This is a genomic window from Mesorhizobium sp. M8A.F.Ca.ET.165.01.1.1 (genome assembly GCF_004792065.1).
Taxonomy (GTDB): domain Bacteria; phylum Pseudomonadota; class Alphaproteobacteria; order Rhizobiales; family Rhizobiaceae; genus Mesorhizobium.
The window spans coordinates 79,252-96,468 of sequence record NZ_SRTH01000001.1; the positions used below are offsets into that span (position 1 = coordinate 79,252).

Below are 17,217 nucleotides of genomic sequence, written 5' to 3' on the forward strand. Positions count from 1 at the left end.
GCAATCAAATTTACTTATGATGGATGCCATGCGGCCAACCCTCGACAGCGATCTCCTGCGTACCTTCGTGGCCATCGCCGAGGCCGGCAATTTCACGAGGGCCGCCGAACAGGCCGGCCGCACCCAGTCGGCCGTGTCGATGCAGATGAAGAAGCTCGAGGAGTTGGTCGGCGACACCTTGTTCGAGCGCGGTTCACGTGGCGTCGCACTGACGCGGCGTGGCGGCGAACTCATCGTCAATGCCCGCCGCATCGTCTCGCTGCTCGACGAGACGGCTGCGTCGATGGCGGCGGCGCCGCTGGGCGGGCCGGTGCGCATCGGCATTCCGGAGGAATATGGCCACGCCATCCTGTCGCGCGCGCTCGGCGCATTCTCGAAGCGCCATCCCAAGGTCGAAGTCACCGTGCGCTACGCCCATTCGTGGGCGCAGGTCGCGGCGCTCGCCGCCGGCGAGCTCGATCTCGCCGTGGTCTTCGAGTGGCAGGACCTTTCCGGCGGCGAGGTGCTGATGCACGACCCGACCGTGTGGGTGACGTCGAACCTGCATCACATGCATGAGGAACAGCCGCTGCCGATCGCGCTCTACAACCGCGCTGGCTGGTGCAAGGACTTCGCCATCAAATCGCTGGAGCAGCGCGGCCTTGCCTATCGCGTCGCCTATACCAGTGACACCAATGGCGGCCTGAAGCTTGCCGTCACCTCAGGGTTGGCTATCGCGCCGATTTCGCGCAGCAACATTCCGGCGGACTGCCGCGAACTGACGTCCGCGGATGGGTTCGGCGACATCGATTCCTCCAATGTGGTGATGCACCGCAACCCGAACGCTTCCGGTGAAGCGATCGACGGCATGCAGGAGGCGATCCGCGAGGCGTTCGTCAACAGGCAGGTCCAACCGGCGTCATAGACGTCTTCGGTTGCTCCGCCGTTTACTATTTCAGTTCCAGCAACCGTTCCAGATAGCTGCGCTCGATATCGGGGCTGAGCGCGTTTCCGAGCCGCTTGCGGATCGCTTCCAGGATCTGGCGCGCGCGCTGCACGTCGATCTCATCGGGCACTTTCACCGAATCGCCGAAATCGGGACCCTGGCTGGCGCGCGGCCGGCCGAGCGGGTCACGGTCGGCGTCCTGCTGACGGCCACCTTCCTGGCTGCCGCCCTGGTCGCCCTGCATGGCCTGCATCTGCTTCATCATGTCCTTGGCGCCCTTGCGCAGCGCCTCGAGCGCCCGGCCCTGGTGGCCGACGGCCTCGTCGCCCTGACCCTGGCCAAGCGCCTGCTCGGCGCTGCCCATGGACTTGCCGGCTTCGCCAAATCCTTCATTGGGCTCCATGCCCATGCCTTCGAGGCCCTTCTTCAGCTGTTCGAGATCGCTTTTCAGCTGCCCCTGGCCTTCTTGCAACTGCTTCAGCGCATCGGCGAATTCCTGCGGCGTCATCGGCTTTTGCCTGGCGAGCGGATCGCGGTCCTCGCCAGCCCCTGGCTTGTCCTGGTTCTCGCCGCTGCCTTCGCCGAGCTGCTCGTCGCGATTCTTGCCACGCTGTCGCTCGCCGCGCTGCATCTGGTCCATGCGGAACGTGTCGTTCATCATCTCCTGCTGGCGCCGCAAAATCTCGCCGAGCTTGTCCATCTGCTGGCGCATCTGGCTGTCCTGCTCACCGCCCTGCTGCTGGCGGCCGGCCTGGAGGTTGTTCATCATGTCCTGCAGTTGCGACAGCAATTGCTGCGCCTTGTCGCGGTCGCCCGACTTCGCCAGGTTCTCGATCTGGTCCATCATGCGGTCGATGTCGCTCTGCCGCAGTTCCTGGCCGTTCTGCTGCATCTGCGGCGCATTCGGGTTCTGCTTGGCGCGTTCGGCGAATTCCTGCAGGAACTGGTTCATCGCCTCGCGCAGTTCCTTCATCGCCTTCTCGATCTCGGCGTCGCTGGCGCCGTTCTTGATGGCGTCCTGGAGCGCCTGCTGCGCCTGGCGCAGCCGCTTTTCGGCGGCCGATAGATTGCCCTCCTCGATGCCGAGCGCGATTTCCCAGAGATAGGCGACCTCGCCGCGCAGCTGATCATCGTTCCCGGCCAGTTTCAGCCGGCTCATCGCGCTCATGATGGCGAGGTAGTGGGACATGTTGTCGAACGTGTCTTCAGGCCGCAGCGTGATGGCGTCCATCAGGTCGAGCACGCGCGGCCTGGCATTGGCGTCGAGCGCGAGCAGGCGGCGCTGTTCGATCACGGCGCGCGCCAGCGGGTTGGCGAATGGCCGCTCGGGCATCGAGAGCGTCTTGGTTTCGCTGGACGCGGTGTGTCCGGCGTCGTCGGTGGCGACCAGCGTCAGCTTGATGCTGCCGCCGGCCCAGACATGCTCGGTCAGATCTTTCGTGGTCCGGGCGGCATTCGACTTGCCGCCGCGGCGCGGCAGCGTCAGCGGCATGTCGGGCGGACCATAGAGCGGATGCGCACCTGGCGCCTGCGGATCGGCCAGCGCGAAGACCGCCTTGGCGGTGGCGGCGCCATAGTCATCGTCGATCTGGTAGTTGAGCTCGAAGGCGCCGTTGGCGGCGCGCTTGGGCTCGCCGACGAAGCGGATCTGCGGCGGCTTGTCAGGGATCACGGCGAAGGCCCAGCGGCCAAGCTGGTCGTCGCGCGATTTCAGCGTCAGCGTGCCATCGCCAGTCAGCTTGCCGGTGAATTGGCGCACCTTGGACGGTGCCGGGCTTGCGGCCGGTTTGGCCGTGGCGGCGGCTTGCGGGCTGGCCGGGTCGATGGCGCGGGCGTTGCCGTCCTGGTCAGCATAGGCAAGCGTTTCCTCGCCCGAGCCTCCGGTGACGCGCAAGGAGACGTCGCTACCCTCGGGGACGTGGAAAGTTGGCGTCGCCTGGTTGGCGTCGGCGGTCAGGAAGATCGGCGGCTTGCCGGTATAGGCCGGCGGCGTCACCCAGGCGTCTATGCGTGGCGGCACGGCGTCGAGCGTGCCATGTGCGCTGAAACCGTCTGCTATCCTGCCGCCGGTCGGCCCGAAGGAGAAGGCAAAGGCGGTGACGAGCAGCAGCGCCGCCACGGCGCGAAGTCCCCAGGGGTCGCGCTCCGGCACGCGCGTGCGCGGCAGGTCGGCGCCGAGACTGTCGAGCTTTCCAGCCATGCGCTTCTGGTGCTCGCGCCAGAGCGCCTGCGAAAAGCTGCTTTCCTGGCCGCTGGGCCGGTCGCTCTGCACCTGTACGGGGCTGTGCAGCAGTTTATTGGCGGCCTCGATGCGGCGATCGACCTCGGCGGCGCCAGGCATGCGGAAAAAGCGCAGCGGATAGAGCGCGGCCAGCCCTGCCAGGCCGAACAGGGCGACAAGGCCGACGCGCACCACATCCGGCAGCCGGGGGAAAATGCCGAACCAGGAGGCGCTGAGGAAGAGAGCGACGACAATGATGAGCGGGAGCAGCAGCGGCCAGCCACGCTCGACCATTATCGCGATCCGCGTCGCCAGCCGGCTCAAGGCAAGGCGTCCGGCCAGGCCGCGATCGTTGCTGAAGATGGGTCGTTGCGTCATCGGCCCTTCCTAGAGCTCTGTTCCGTCCTGAAAGGACCGGTATGGGCTCTATCTCCTTGAGCATGATCTGTTCCGAAAACCGGATTCGAGTTTTCGGGACCATGCCGTGGGGCGGGGCAGGATGGCCCAAGCCTCACGACTCGAAGAATACCAGCAAACACGGCAAAGGCGAGGCGATTTGAGAAAACGTGAAGCCGGCCGAAATGGTTGCGATCAGAAATTGGCGGGGTTTGCGTTGGCGCCACAGACCAGCACGGCCACCCGTTCGCCCGGCGTCGGCGTGTAGCGGCCGGACAGGATCGCGGCGAAGGCGGCGGCCCCACCTGGTTCCGAGATGATGTGCACGCGGTTCCAGAGCGCTTTCTGGGCGGCGATGATGTCGTCATCGCTGACCAGGATGGAGCGTTCCACGAAGGCTTCGGCGATCGGGAACATCATTTCGCCGACGCGCTTTGGCGCCAGCGAATCGGCGGCGATGCCTTCGGCCGGCGCGTCGACCGGACGGCCGGCCTCGAAGGCGCGATGAAGCGTCGGCGCGCCCTCGGGCTCGACGGCGACGATGCGGATGCGGCCGGCATACCAGGCGGCGATACCGCCGATCAGGCCGCCGCCGCCGACGGCGACCAGCAGCGTGTCGATTTCAGGCAGATCGCTTTCGATCTCGAGCCCGAGCGTGCCCTGGCCGATCAACGTTTCCTCCTGGTTGAAGGCGTGGATCTGCAGGGCGCCGGTTTCCTCGGCGAAACGTTCGCAGGCGGCCAGCGCTTCGGCATAGCGGGCACCGCCGACGACGAGGTCGGCGCCATAGCCGCGAATGCGGTCCAGCTTGGCCTGCGGGCTCACTTCGGGAACGAAGATGGTCGCCTTGTGCCCAAGCCGCATGGCGGCGTAGGCGACAGCGGCGCCGTGGTTGCCGCCCGACGCGGCAACGACGCCGGCGTCGGGAACCGGCCGCTCCAGAAGGTTGGTGAAGGCGCCGCGCGCCTTGAACGAGCCGGAATGCTGCAGGCATTCGAGCTTGAGGTCGACCGCCAGTGGCGGCCGGTCGAAGTCGGCCATGTCGATGCGCAGCACCGGCGTGTGCCTGACATAAGGGCGGATACGCGGTTCCATCGCGGCAATGCGTTCGCGTGTGACGGTGTTGCCCTGCGACATCAAAATCTCCTCGGGATTGACAGCAATTAGTAACTTGGCAAAATGGCTAAATGCAAGAGGTTGATGTATTCAAGGCGATCGCCAACGAACGCAGGCTACAGATTCTTGATTGGCTCAAGGATCCGCGTGCGCATTTCCGGGCACAGGCGGATGGCGATCTGGTCGAGGACGGCGTCTGCGCGCTGCTGATCGCCGAGAAGCTCGGCATCACGCAGGCGACGCTTTCCGAGCATATGCGTGTGCTTACCCAGGCCGGCTTGCTCAGAACCAAGCGCATCAAGCAATGGACCTTCTACCGCCGCGACGAGGACAGGATCGCCGACACAAGGGCGCTCATCCAGAACCGGCTATAGCATCGCGGCCAGGGCAGCTTCTATGCAAGCCAGTCCGGCACCGAATCCAGCCCGATCAGTTCGTCATAGGTCAGGCGCGGACGAACGACATGGAAACGGTCGCCGTCGACCAGCACCTCCGGCACCAGCAGGCGTGTGTTGTAGGTTCCGGCCTGGACCGCGCCATAGGCGCCGGCAGTGGAAACGGCGACGAGATCGCCCGCCTTCAGCCTCGGCAGGTCGCGGTCGAGGCCGAGATAGTCACCGGTCTCGCAGACCTGGCCGACCACATCGACCATCATGCGCGGCGTGTCGGCCGGCGGCTGCACGACCGGCCTGATCTCGTGAAAAGCATCGTAGAGCGTCGGCCTGATCAGGTCATTCATGGCGGCGTCGACGACGAGGAAGTTCTTGGCGTCGCCTTCCTTCACGAAAATCACTTCCGAGACCAGGATGCCGGCATTGCCAACGATCAGCCGGCCCGGCTCGAACATCACCTTCATGCCCAACTTGGTGACATGCTTGCGGACGACCTGGGCATAGGCGTCGGGCAAGGGGGGAGGGTTGTTGTCGACGCGATAGGGAATGCCGAGGCCGCCGCCGAGATCGACATGCTCTATCGCATGTCCGTCGGCGCGCAGCGCGCCGACCAGGTCGACCAGCAAGGCGAAGGCGTCGTCGAAAGGCTGCAGTTCCGTGATCTGGCTGCCGATATGAGTATCGATGCCGGTGACCTTGATGCCTGGAAGCGTTGCCGCGCGGGCATAGACCTGGCGCGCCCGCTGCCACGGAATGCCGAACTTGTTCTCGGCCTTGCCGGTTGAGATCTTCTTGTGGGTCCTGGCGTCGACATCGGGATTGATGCGCAGCGACACCGGCGCCACCTTGCCGAGAGCCGAGGCGCGGGCCGACAGGAGTTCGAGCTCCGGCTCGGATTCGACGTGGAAGCAAAGGATGCCAGCTTCGAGCGCAAAGTCCATTTCACGCGCCGTCTTGCCGACACCGGAAAACAGGATCTTGCTGGCCGGGACGCCGGCGGCCAGTGCCCGGCGCAATTCGCCTTCCGAGACCACGTCGGCGCCGGCGCCGAGCTTGGCCAGGGTCCGCAGCACGGCCTGGTTGGAATTGGCCTTCATGGCGTAGCAGACCAGCGCGTCGAGCCCGGCAAAGGCCTTGACGAAGACACGGTAGTGCCTGGTCAGGGTCGCCGTCGAATAACAGTAGAACGGCGTGCCGACCTGTGCGGCGATATCAGGGATTGCCACGTCCTCGGCATGCAGCACGCCGTCGCGGTAGTCGAAATGGTTCACGAGAGTGGTTCCGGAAGTTGGCGGGTGCTAGATCAGCGGGTCGAGGATGAACTTCTTGTCCACGACCGGTTTTTCCGGTTCCGGCGGCACGGGCTGGTGGGCCTTCTCGGCATCCTTGCGCGCCTGGACAGCCGCCTCGTACGGCGTATCGAGGCCGGCCTTGCGGCCGCAGGCGGTCACGGAGGCAAGCGCCGCAAGCAGCGTCAGCGTTACCAAAATCCTGCTTCCGGTCATCGATCCATCCGTCCGAAACGTTTGCCAGCCGCCGCTTTTAGCCGAGTTCTCAACGTATTGCACCCCGGATATTGCCGATCGCAACATCGGGATATTTCTGGTCGCAACATCGGGATATTGCTGATCGCAATATCCGGGATCACGCCTTGGCGATACGCTTTTTCCAGGCGCGGATCTGCTTCCTCACTTCCGACGGCGCGGTGCCGCCGAAGCTGGTGCGGCTCTTGACCGAGTTCTGCACCGCCAGCACCGAGAATATGTCGGAAGTGATGCCCGGGTTGATCGATTGCAGATCCTCCAGCGCAAGCTTCTCCAGGCTCACCTTCTTCTCTTCGGCCAGCGCCACTGCGCGGCCGGTGACATGATGGGCTTCGCGGAACGGCAGGCCCAAAGTGCGCACCAGCCAGTCGGCAAGGTCGGTGGCGGTGGCGTGGCCGGAGCCGGCGGCCTTCTTCATCGCGGCTGCGTTCACCGTCATGTCCGAGACCATGCCGGTCATCGCGGCCAGCATCAGGTCGAGCGTCTCGGCGGCGTCGAAGACCGATTCCTTGTCTTCCTGCATGTCCTTGCCATAGGTCAAAGGCATGCCCTTCATGACCGTCAGCAGGCCGACCAGATGGCCATTGACGCGGCCGGTCTTGCCGCGCACCAGTTCGGCGGCGTCGGGGTTCTTCTTCTGCGGCATGATCGAAGAGCCGGTGGAAAAGCTATCCGACAGCCTGATGAAGCCGAATTGCGGCGTCGACCAGATGATGATCTCTTCCGCCAGCCGTGACAGATGGGTGGCGCAGATCGCGGCCATGGCGAGGAACTCCAGCGCGAAATCGCGGTCGGAGACGCTGTCCAGCGAATTGCGCATCGGCTCGCGGAAACCGAGCGCCCTGGCGGTCTGGTGGCGGTCGATCGGGAAGCTGGTGCCGGCAAGGGCGGCGGCGCCGAGCGGGCTCTCGTCCATCCGTTCGATGGCGTCGCGCACGCGCGACAGGTCGCGCGAAAACATCTCGACATAGGCCATGCAATGGTGGCCGAAGGTCACCGGCTGTGCTGCCTGCATATGGGTAAAGCCCGGCATCACGGTCGCCGCATGCTCCCCGGCCCGTTCCAGCAGCGCCCCGATCAACCCCTTCAACGCCTCGGCGACGCGAAAACACTCGTCCTTGACCCAGAGCCTCAGATCGACCGCCACCTGGTCGTTGCGCGAGCGGGCGGTGTGCAACCGGCCGGCCGCCGAGCCGATCAGGTCGGCGAGCCGGGCCTCGACATTCATGTGGATGTCTTCCAGCCTGGTCGAGAATTCGAACGTGCCAGCTTCGATCTCTTTCAGGATCGTGTTCAGGCCGTGAGCGATTTTTTCTTGATCGGCAGCCGAAATAATGCCCGTCTGCGCCAGCATCTCGCTATGGGCGATCGAACCGCGAATATCCTGCGCGTAGAGTTTGCGGTCGAACGAGATCGACGCGTTGATGGCTTCCATGATCGCGGCCGGACCCGAGGCAAATCGTCCGCCCCACATCTGGTTGCTGGTCTTCTTGTCGCTCATCGCTATAAAACCCGTGCTTCGGAGCAGTTTTGAGAAAATGGCAGACGGAAACAGATTTTTCCCGGCCCCGCGCCTGATCCTCGCCGCCCTGGTGGCGGGAGCGCTGGCCGGCGCGGTCGCGGTATATGTCAGCGAGAGCCGGTCTGGCAACAACGCACCGGCGCAGGTGGCCGCCGGCGACAGCAAGGACGACGTCGCCTGCGCCGCCAAGAGCGATCGCGCCAAGAAGGTGGCGGCCGCGGCCACCGGTGAGGTCGCGGCACTTTTGCCGGCCGATCCGCCGCAGTCGATGAGGAGCCTCGCCTTCAACGGGCCGGACGGCAAGCCGATGACGATCGCCGACCATGCCGGCAAGACGGTGCTGCTCAATCTCTGGGCAACATGGTGCGCGCCATGCCGTGCCGAAATGCCGGCGCTCGATGCGCTGCAAAAAGAGAAAGGCAGCGACGCCTTTCAGGTCGTCGCCGTCAACGTCGATGCCGGCGACGATGTGAAGCCGAAGAAGTTTCTCGCCGATACCGGTGTGCACACGCTCGGCTACTACCGGGATTCGACGATGACACTGTTCAACGACCTCAAGACGCGCGGTCTGGCGCTCGGCCTGCCCGTCACCATGCTGATCGACGGCGAAGGCTGCCTGATCGCCCATATGAACGGTCCGGCCGAATGGTCCGGGCCGGACGCCAAGCGGTTGGTCGAGACGGCGCTCGGGTCGTGAGCCAATGCATGTCGCGGTTCAAGCCGAGCGCACGCTCGGCTTGAACCGCACGAGGCTGCCATCCTGGCGGCCGGCACGCACCGGAGTGGGCTTGCCGTGGCCGGTCAGGTCATCGAACGCCTCGATCGGCGCCGGCTTGCCGAGATAGTAGCCCTGGCCGATCTCACAGGCCTCGGCGTCAAGGAACTTCAACTCGCCAAGCGTCTCGACGCCTTCGGCCAGAACCGGCAGGCCAAGGCCGCGCCCCAGCCCCAGCACCGCGCGCACGATCGCCGCGACCTGGCCGTTCGTGTCGACCGCCTTGATGAAGGAGGAATCGATCTTAATCTTGTCGAAGGGGAAGGCGCGCAGGTTGGAAAGAGAGGAATAGCCGGTACCGAAATCATCCATGGCTACGCGCACGCCGAGCGACTTGACCTGGCGCAGGGTTGCCAGCGCACGCGGCATGTCCTTCACCAGCGCGGTTTCGGTGATCTCGAGTTCGAGCCTGGTCGGGGCAAGGCCTGTCTTCAGCAAGGTCTCGTGGACCTTGCGGCTGAAATTTGGGTTGTGGAGCTGCACCGCAGAGACGTTGACGGCGACAGTCAGCGGGTTTTCCCAGCGCGCGGCTTCCTCGCAGGCCGCTTCGAGCACCCAATCCCCGATCTGGCCAATCGCGCCGCTGTCCTCGGCCACCGGAATGAAAGTGGCAGGAGAAACCTCGCCACGCTCAGGATGGCGCCAGCGGATCAGGGCCTCGAAGCCAACCATCTTGCCGCTGCTGATCTCCTTCTGGGGCTGGTAGACGAGGTAGAATTCACCGCGCACGACGGCCTGGCGCAATTCGTGCTCCATCACGCGTTTGTCGCGAGCCTCGGCGCCCATCGAGGCTTCGAAATAGCGAAACGTGCCCCTGCCTTCGGTCTTGGCGCGATAGAGTGCCGTATCGGCATGGCTGATCAGGCTGGTCTGGTCCTCGGCATCGAGCGGATAGACCGCAATGCCGATGCTGGCCGAGACCAGCCCGCCACCGACCGCTGCCCGGTTTTCCTCACGCATGGCGGCGAGTACCGCATTGGCGATGCGGCCCGCCGCCTGCGGGTCGGGCAAATTGGGGGCTATGATGGCGAATTCGTCGCCGCCCAGGCGCGCAAGCATCTGGCCGTGGCGCAGAACGCCGGACGCGCAGCTTGCCACTTTCTGCAACATGGCATCGCCGGCGCCGTGCCCGTAGAGGTCGTTCACCTCCTTGAAGCGGTCGAGGTCGAGCAGCAAGAGCGCAAGATGCCGGCCCTTGATGTTTGCGTCGGCAGTCGCGACGCGGTTCATCGATGCGATTTCCGCGTCGAGACGGCTGGAGAAACTGCGGCGATTGGCAAGCCCCGTCAGCGGATCGAAATGGGCAAGGCGAAGGATCTCCTGCTCCGCCTTCCTGCGTTCGCGTATGTCGCGTACGGCGATGACATTGTGGGGCTTGCCGCAATAATCGATGCTCCTGGCGATCAGTTCGACGGGTATTCTCGTCCCATCGCGGCTCCTCAACTCCGCTTCCTGCGGCTGGCCCTCCAGGCTGGTCGCATCGGATGCTGCGCGTTCGTCGAAAAGTTCGCCCAGTTGCATGCCGTTCAGGGTCGTAGCCGGCGCGCCGGTCAGCTTGCCCATGCTGTCATTGGCGCTGACGATGCGACTGCCATCGCAGACGATCAGGCCTTCCACGGCTGCATTGGCCAGGCCATGCATGCGGTCGACCTCGAGTTTCTGGCGACGGAAGCGCAGGTCGATCCACAACGCCGATGCCGACAGAACCAGGATCACCAGGGTGGCGGCCGCGGCCGCGAAAGCCTGCGAGGTCGGCGCGATCGTGTACTGCGATATGACAATCGAGGAATCGGGAAAGATCGAGACGGCGCCCATGCCGATGAAATGCAAGGTGCAGATAGCCAGCGTCAGCAGCACCGCGCCGGCGGATGTCGCTGACAAGGAAGGGCGGCGCAGAACGACATGCAGCGCCAGTGCCGCAAGCGTCATACCGGCCAGCAGGGAAACGGCGACAAGCATCAGGTTCCATTCGATCCGCCCCTGGACCTCGAACGCCGCCATGCCGACGTAGTGCATGGCTGCGATGCCGCCGCCCAGGATGGCGCCGCCGACGAGATGGTAATCGATCTCGTCCCGCAAGGTGGCGATCCACATGCCGGCCGCCGTCAATGCGACCGAGGCGGCGAGCGAGATCACGGAGAGCCCCGGATCGTAAGCGCTGGGGATGCCCGGCGTGAAGGCGAGCATGGCAATGAAATGCGTTGCCCAGATGCCGAACCCCGTCGAAGTCGCCGATATCATCAGCCAGACCAGCCGGTTACGGTCCGTCGAGCGGCTGATGTGGTGAAGCAGGTTTACAGCAGAGAAACAGGAAATTCCGCAGATCAGCGCTGCCAATGCGACCAGTCGCAGATCGTGCTGGTGCACGATGCAGTTATAGACCGTCAGCATCTTATTTCCCCCTAGCCCACAGGAAATAAAAAAAGAAATATGACTGATTAATGCTTGGCTGTTGAAGGATCGATAAAGTCGCCTGCAACCATAGCGTGCCTTCGTGGCGCAGGCTGGCCGCAAAGGCACCGACCGGTTCAGCCGCGTCGACTTGAAGATGGCGGCTATTTCAGGCGAACGGTCACGGTCAGGGCTTCATGATCCGAGCTCGGGCTGCCGTCCGGCAACACCGCCGGAAGGACCGCCGGCGCGCTGGCCGCGAGGCCGCGTGTGAAGAACCAGTCGATGCGGCCGACCGGCATGCCGGCAGGCCGGCGCTGGGTGGGCAGGTCCATGTCGTTGGCCGCCTGCCAATCATAGCCGCGCTCGGCAAGGGCCGCGAACAGCGGCTCATGGCGCTTGCTTCACCAGCATTTCATCATCCCTTTAGCCGGATAACCATGACGGCCTTTACGTCCCTGACAGCCGCCCTAGCTACCTAAGGCGCCGGTGTGACGTTTTCATGCCGGCGCAACCGCCGAGGGGGAGGAAAGACCGGCTGTCCACAGGCCCGGGAGGCCACAACAGAACTGTCACATACCTTCTCTAAGAGAGCGGGCAAGGACTTGCGCAGACCCTTGTCAACAGTCATTCAAGAGGGAAGAAATCATGACGATCATCAAGCGGGGCCTCGCTGCCCTTGCCGCAGGCGTGCTCAGCACGGCGGTGGCGGTTCCTGCCTTCGCGGAACCGGTAAAATTCGATTTCTGGTTCGGCCTTTCTGGCGATCTTGCCCGCGTCGTCGATACGCTGTGCAAGAACTTCAACGAGTCGCAGAAGGATTATGAAGTCACCTGCACCAGCCAGGGCAATTACGACGCGACGCTGCAGAACACCATCGCCGCCTTCCGCGCCGGAAAGCAGCCCGCCGTCGTCCAGGTCTACGACGTCGGCACCGCCACCATGATGCTGTCGGGCGCCTACAAGCCCGCCGACAAGCTGATGGAAGAAAACGGCTACAAGATCGACTACGCCGACTATTTCCCCGGCATCGCGCGCTACTACGCGACGTCGAAGGGCGAGATGCTGTCCTTTCCGTTCAATTCCTCGACCCCGCTGATGTACTGGAACAAGGATGCTTTCGCCAAGATCGGCAAGACCGAAGCGCCCAAGACATGGGAAGATGTCGCCACCGATCTCCAGGCCTTGAAGGACGCCGGCTATGAATGCCCGATGGCGATCAACATCTCGGCCAATGAAAGCTGGCAGCTGATGGAGCAGTTCTCGGCGCTGCACAACCAGCCGATCGCCACCAAGAACAATGGCTATGACGGTCTCGATGCCCGTCTGGAGGTCAACAAGACCAAATTCGTCCAGTACGTCACCGATCTGAAGAAGTGGTATGACGCCGGCCTGATCAAGATCAAGTCGAAGGATCTCGGCCAGGACATGGTGCAGGCCTTCGCCACCGGCACCTGCCAGGTCATTCTGACTTCGGTCGGCGACCACGGCACGGTCGGCCGCACGCAGAAGGAAGGCATGAAGTGGGATGTCGCCGAACTGCCGGTCTATGCCGGCACCGAGCGCAAGAACTCGCTCGTCGGCGGCGCTTCACTGTGGGTACTTTCCGGCAAGTCGGACGCGGAATACAAGGGCGCGGCCGCCTTCCTCAACTTCATCCATGACCCCAAGACCGCCCTGTTCTGGTCGACCAACACCGGCTACATCCCGGTGACCAAGTCGGGCTTCGAATACCTGAAGTCGCAAGGGTTCTACGACAAGGCGCCCTACAAGGGTCGTGAAGTCGCGATCGCCAGCCTGACCGCGTCGGAGCCGACAGAGATCACCCGTGGCGTGCGCCTGGGCAACTTCACCCAGATCCGCGCCGAGTTCGGCACGCAGATGCAGGCGATCTTCGCCAACAAGGTCAGCGTCCAGGAGGGTCTCGACACGCTGGTCAAGAACGGCGACGCCATCCTCGACCGCTTCCAGCAGACCTATCCGGGCAAGACGCTGCCCTGATCCGCTGAAATGCACTGGCCGTCCGGCGACTCCGTTGAGCATGATCGCGAAACCGTTCTCCACTTTCCGGGATCATGCTTGGGTCGACGGGCGGCCATTTCGTTATTAGTCTCACCTTGCACCAAGCGAGCCACTTGAGCGGCGTCGGCGGACCGATGGAAAAACGCGTCACTTTCAGCAGATGGACGATCGGTATCCTGTTCGCGGTGCCGCAGCTGTTCCTGATCTTCACCTTCTTCTACTGGCCGGCCGGCCAGGCGGTATACTGGTCGCTGACGCTGCAGCAGCCTTGGGGCGGCGGCAACATCTGGGTCGGCCTCGACAATTTCCGCTCGATCCTGTCCAACGCCGATTACTGGAACTCGATCACAGCCAGCCTGATTTTCGCGGCCATCAGCACCGGCCTGGCGATGTTCATCGCGCTGGTGTTGGCCGCCTTGACCGACCGGCAGCTTGCCGGCTCGTGGCTGTATCGCGTGGTGCTCATCTGGCCCTACGGCATCGCCGCGCCAGCGCTGGCGCTGGCATTTCGGTTCATCCTGGCGCCGGAAGCCGGCTTCATGGCCGTCGTCAACCAGGTCTGGCCCGGCTTCTGGGATCCCGGCCTCGACGGCACTGATGCCATGGCCTCGATCATCGTCGCCTTTTCGTGGAAATATGTCGGCTACAACTTCATCTTCTTCCTCGCGGCGTTCCAGGCCATTCCGCGATCCCTGATCGAAGCGGCGGCGATGGACGGCTCCGGTGTCCTCAGGCGTTTCTGGGACATCCAGTTCCCGCTGATCACGCCTACCATCTTCTTCCTGCTCGTCATCAATATCACCGAGAGCTTCCAGGACTCCTTCGGCATCGTCGACATCATGACATCAGGCGGACCGGCGAACGCCACCAACCTGATGGTCTACAAGATCTACTCGGACGGCTTCAAAGGCCTCGACTATTCGGGCGCGGCCGCGCAGAGCATTATCCTGATGGTGCTGATCGTCGCCCTCACCATTGTCCAGTTCCGCTTCATTGAGCGGCGCGTGCACTACAGGTGAGATGACCATGGTCGAACGCACCCCGTTCCTCAATTTCTTCACGCATCTGATCCTGTTCGTCGGCTTCGTTTTCTGTGTCGCGCCGTTCGCCATCGTGGCGATCGCCGCGTCGCACAATCTCAAGGACGTCAACGATGTGCCGATGTCGCTGTTGCCGGGCAGTGACTTCTGGGTCAACATCAAGACGGCCTGGGTGACGGCCAATCTCGGCCCCAAGCTGCTCAACAGCTTCATCATGGCGTTCGGCGTCGCGGCGGGCAAAGTGATCATCTCGGCGCTCACCGCCTTCTCGATCGTGTACTTCCGCTATCCTGGCCGCATGCTGATCTTCTGGCTGATCTTCATCACGCTGATGCTGCCGCTCGAAGTGCGCATCGTGCCGACCTACGCCGTGGTCGCCAACGTGCTCGAGCCCTATCAGACGATCCTGGACCTGACCGGGCTGTCCTGGCTGATCGAGAAAGTATCGGGCGTGCGGGTTGCACTGAGCCTGGGGCTGCTCAATTCCTATAGCGGCCTGATCCTGCCGCTGGTCGCCACCGCGACCGGAACGTTCCTCTACCGGCAGTTCTTCCTGACCGTGCCGGACGAGTTGACCGAGGCCGCGCGCATGGACGGTGCCGGGCCGCTGCGGTTCTTCATCGACGTGCTGCTGCCGCTGTCGCGCAACAATATGGCCGCGCTCGGCACCATCATGTTCCTGTGGGCCTGGAACCAGTATCTGTGGCCGCTGCTCATCACCACCGACCAGTCGCATGCGATGGCGGTGACCGAGCTCAAGCAGCTGATCCCCAATGTCGGTGGCGCCCCGGAATGGCACATCGCCATGGCCGGAACGCTCATCATCATGCTGCCGCCGATGATTGTCGTGGTGTTGATGCAGCGCTGGTTCGTGCGCGGCCTGATCGCCACCGAGAAATAACAGGGAGACAGAAGAATGGCCTCCATCGCAATACGCGGCGTCAAGAAGAACTATGCCAAGACGCAGGTCGTGCATGGCGTCGACCTCGACTTCGCATCGGGCGAGTTCGTCGTCATCCTGGGGCCATCCGGCTGCGGCAAGTCCACCTTGCTGCGCATGATCGCCGGGCTGGAAGAGATTTCCGACGGCACGATCGCCATCGACGGGACCGTCGTCAACAAGCTCGAGCCGCGCGAGCGCGGCTGCGCCATGGTGTTCCAGAACTACGCGCTTTATCCGCATATGAGCGTGGCGCAGAACATCGGCTATTCGCTGAAGGTATCAGGTGTTCCCTCGGCCGAGCGCAACCAGCGCATCCAGGCGGTGGCCCGCACCCTGGAACTTGAACAGCTGCTCGACCGCAAGCCGATGGCGCTTTCGGGCGGCCAGAGGCAGCGCGTCGCCATGGGCCGCGCCATGATCCGCGAGCCGAAAGTCTTCCTGTTCGACGAACCGCTGTCCAATCTCGACGCCAAGCTGCGCGTGCAGATGCGCTCGGAAATCCGCAAACTGCATCGCCGGCTGAACGCCACCTCCGTCTTCGTCACCCACGACCAGGTCGAGGCGATGACGCTGGCCGACCGGCTGGTGGTGATGAATGGCGGACGCGTCGAGCAGGTCGGCACGCCAGGTGAAATCTACACCCGCCCGGCCAGCCGCTTCGTCGCCACTTTCGTCGGTGCGCCTGCCATGAACATCCTTGAGGGGACTGTCGAACTCGACGGGCTGTCGCTGCTCGGCGGCAGCCGGCGCCTGGGCATGGCTCGCGCCGGCCTGCCGGTCGGTACGAAGGTGGCGATGGGCATCCGGCCGGAAGCCGTCCGGCTGGTGGCGCCGGGAACGCCGGGCGCGCTCGATGCGACTGTCGACCTGGTCGAGGAACTGGGTGCGGGGCGGGTGATCTATGTCGACCTCGACGGCGCGCCGTTTTCGGTGATGACCTCGGAGGCCGTTCATCCCGAACCCGGCAGCACCGTCGGCCTAAAGATCTCGCCGGACGACATGCACTTCTTCTCGTCGGAGACAGGGACCCGTCTCGATGTCTTCAAGGCTTCCGTGCCCGAGCCGGCGCTTTGATTTCCCAAACGCTCAGCCAAGAGACGCGCATGAAAATCATCCAGGTCACCGACGTGCATCTTGGCCGGCGAGGTGAGCGCCGCTATGGGGCGGACCTGCATCAGCGGCTGGATCGGTGCATCGCGCACATCAATGCGCATCACCCCGACGCCGCGCTTTGCGTCTTCACCGGCGACTTGACGGAGACCGGTGCGCCGCAGAGCTATGCCGATCTGCGCGTTGCGCTTGGCATGCTGTCGATGCCGTACAGGCTGCTGCCGGGCAACCATGACCGGCGGGCCAATCTCGTGGCCGCGTTTCCCGAAATTCCGGTCGACGAAAACGGCTTCGTGCAGTCGGTCCACGATACCGGCAACGAGGTGCTGTTGTTTCTCGACTGCCTGGCGGAAGGACGCATAGAAGGCGAACTGTGCGACAGCCGGCTCGCCTGGCTCGAAGCCCGGCTGGGACAATCCGGCGGCAGGCCAGCCTACGTTTTCCTGCATCATCCGCCGGTCGCGCTCGGCCTGCCGCAGCTCGATCCGCTGGCGCTCGAACAGCCCGAGCGGTTGCTCGGCCTGCTGCGGGGCCATGGCAACGTTCGCCACATCTTCTTCGGCCATGTCCATCGCGACATTGCCGGCACCGTTGCCGGCATTCCGTTCTCGGCGCAGCGCGGCCTACATGCCCGGTTCGAGCTTGCCCTCGACCGATCGAGCGAGATCGTCGAACAGGCGCCGCCTTCCTACGCCGTCATCCTCGTCGACAGCGCCAACCAGTGCGTGGTGGTGCACGGTTGCGATTTTCTCGAGCAATGGCCGATTTATTCAGCGGAAACCGGCGAACGCATCACGGCGTGAGCTGGCCACTTCGCTGG

The 17,217-nt window shown here is 63.9% G+C and carries 15 protein-coding genes; 8 read left to right on the forward strand and 7 right to left on the reverse strand.

What is annotated here, in order from left to right:
• Window positions 1–28: 28 nt before the first annotated feature.
• On the forward strand, window positions 29–904 hold the full coding sequence (locus EN808_RS00415; protein ID WP_127280878.1) for a LysR substrate-binding domain-containing protein: 876 nt from the start codon (window positions 29–31) through the stop codon (window positions 902–904).
• 25 nt (window positions 905–929) lie between these two features.
• Here the strand turns inward: EN808_RS00415 and EN808_RS00420 are convergent, their stop codons facing one another.
• On the reverse strand, window positions 930–3,524 hold the full coding sequence (locus EN808_RS00420; RefSeq protein ID WP_135914897.1) for a TIGR02302 family protein: 2,595 nt from the start codon (window positions 3,522–3,524) through the stop codon (window positions 930–932).
• A 213-nt stretch (window positions 3,525–3,737) separates the two neighbouring features.
• Window positions 3,738–4,679 carry a threonine/serine dehydratase gene (locus EN808_RS00425; protein WP_135914898.1) on the reverse strand — a complete coding sequence of 314 codons (942 nt, stop codon included), beginning with the start codon at window positions 4,677–4,679 and terminating at the stop codon, window positions 3,738–3,740.
• A gap of 50 nt (window positions 4,680–4,729) precedes the next feature.
• On the opposite strand from EN808_RS00425, the gene EN808_RS00430 reads away from it, so the two are divergent.
• Complete coding sequence (locus tag EN808_RS00430; protein WP_127279851.1) at window positions 4,730–5,032, forward strand: metalloregulator ArsR/SmtB family transcription factor; 303 nt, start codon at window positions 4,730–4,732, stop codon at window positions 5,030–5,032.
• A 20-nt stretch (window positions 5,033–5,052) separates the two neighbouring features.
• Here the strand turns inward: EN808_RS00430 and lysA are convergent, their stop codons facing one another.
• The 3 genes from lysA to argH all read right to left on the reverse strand — a co-directional run bounded on the left by lysA (window position 5,053) and on the right by argH (window position 8,095).
• Complete coding sequence (gene lysA / locus EN808_RS00435) at window positions 5,053–6,321, reverse strand: diaminopimelate decarboxylase (RefSeq protein ID WP_135914899.1); 1,269 nt, start codon at window positions 6,319–6,321, stop codon at window positions 5,053–5,055.
• 27 nt (window positions 6,322–6,348) lie between these two features.
• Window positions 6,349–6,555 carry a lipoprotein gene (locus EN808_RS00440; protein WP_015315543.1) on the reverse strand — a complete coding sequence of 69 codons (207 nt, stop codon included), beginning with the start codon at window positions 6,553–6,555 and terminating at the stop codon, window positions 6,349–6,351.
• A 139-nt stretch (window positions 6,556–6,694) separates the two neighbouring features.
• Window positions 6,695–8,095 carry an argininosuccinate lyase gene (gene argH, locus EN808_RS00445; protein WP_127872228.1) on the reverse strand — a complete coding sequence of 467 codons (1,401 nt, stop codon included), beginning with the start codon at window positions 8,093–8,095 and terminating at the stop codon, window positions 6,695–6,697.
• A gap of 37 nt (window positions 8,096–8,132) precedes the next feature.
• Here argH and EN808_RS00450 point away from each other — a divergent pair, with 37 nt between their 5' ends.
• Window positions 8,133–8,813 (forward strand): TlpA disulfide reductase family protein, encoded by a 681-nt coding sequence (locus tag EN808_RS00450; RefSeq protein ID WP_135883474.1) that lies wholly within the window; start codon window positions 8,133–8,135, stop codon window positions 8,811–8,813.
• Between the two features lie 18 nt (window positions 8,814–8,831).
• On the opposite strand, the gene EN808_RS00455 is transcribed toward EN808_RS00450, so the two are convergent.
• A complete protein-coding gene (locus EN808_RS00455; protein ID WP_135914900.1) occupies window positions 8,832–11,282 on the reverse strand; it encodes an EAL domain-containing protein in 2,451 nt (816 codons plus the stop codon).
• Between the two features lie 164 nt (window positions 11,283–11,446).
• Window positions 11,447–11,617: a hypothetical protein gene (locus EN808_RS00460; RefSeq protein WP_245511774.1), complete on the reverse strand. Its 171-nt coding sequence runs from the start codon at window positions 11,615–11,617 to the stop codon at window positions 11,447–11,449.
• 313 nt (window positions 11,618–11,930) lie between these two features.
• On the opposite strand from EN808_RS00460, the gene EN808_RS00465 reads away from it, so the two are divergent.
• The 5 genes from EN808_RS00465 (at window position 11,931) to EN808_RS00485 (ending at window position 17,200) form a co-directional block, all read left to right on the forward strand.
• Window positions 11,931–13,283, forward strand: coding sequence for an extracellular solute-binding protein (locus EN808_RS00465; protein ID WP_127279191.1), 1,353 nt, complete (start codon window positions 11,931–11,933; stop codon window positions 13,281–13,283).
• Between the two features lie 155 nt (window positions 13,284–13,438).
• Window positions 13,439–14,323, forward strand: a complete 885-nt coding sequence (locus EN808_RS00470; protein ID WP_135867552.1) for a sugar ABC transporter permease — start codon at window positions 13,439–13,441, stop codon at window positions 14,321–14,323.
• 7 nt (window positions 14,324–14,330) lie between these two features.
• Window positions 14,331–15,245: an ABC transporter permease subunit gene (locus EN808_RS00475; RefSeq protein WP_135914901.1), complete on the forward strand. Its 915-nt coding sequence runs from the start codon at window positions 14,331–14,333 to the stop codon at window positions 15,243–15,245.
• A gap of 15 nt (window positions 15,246–15,260) precedes the next feature.
• Complete coding sequence (locus EN808_RS00480; protein ID WP_135914902.1) at window positions 15,261–16,361, forward strand: sn-glycerol-3-phosphate import ATP-binding protein UgpC; 1,101 nt, start codon at window positions 15,261–15,263, stop codon at window positions 16,359–16,361.
• Between the two features lie 29 nt (window positions 16,362–16,390).
• Window positions 16,391–17,200 (forward strand): phosphodiesterase, encoded by an 810-nt coding sequence (locus tag EN808_RS00485; RefSeq protein WP_135914903.1) that lies wholly within the window; start codon window positions 16,391–16,393, stop codon window positions 17,198–17,200.
• The last annotated feature ends 17 nt before the right edge of the window (window positions 17,201–17,217 follow it).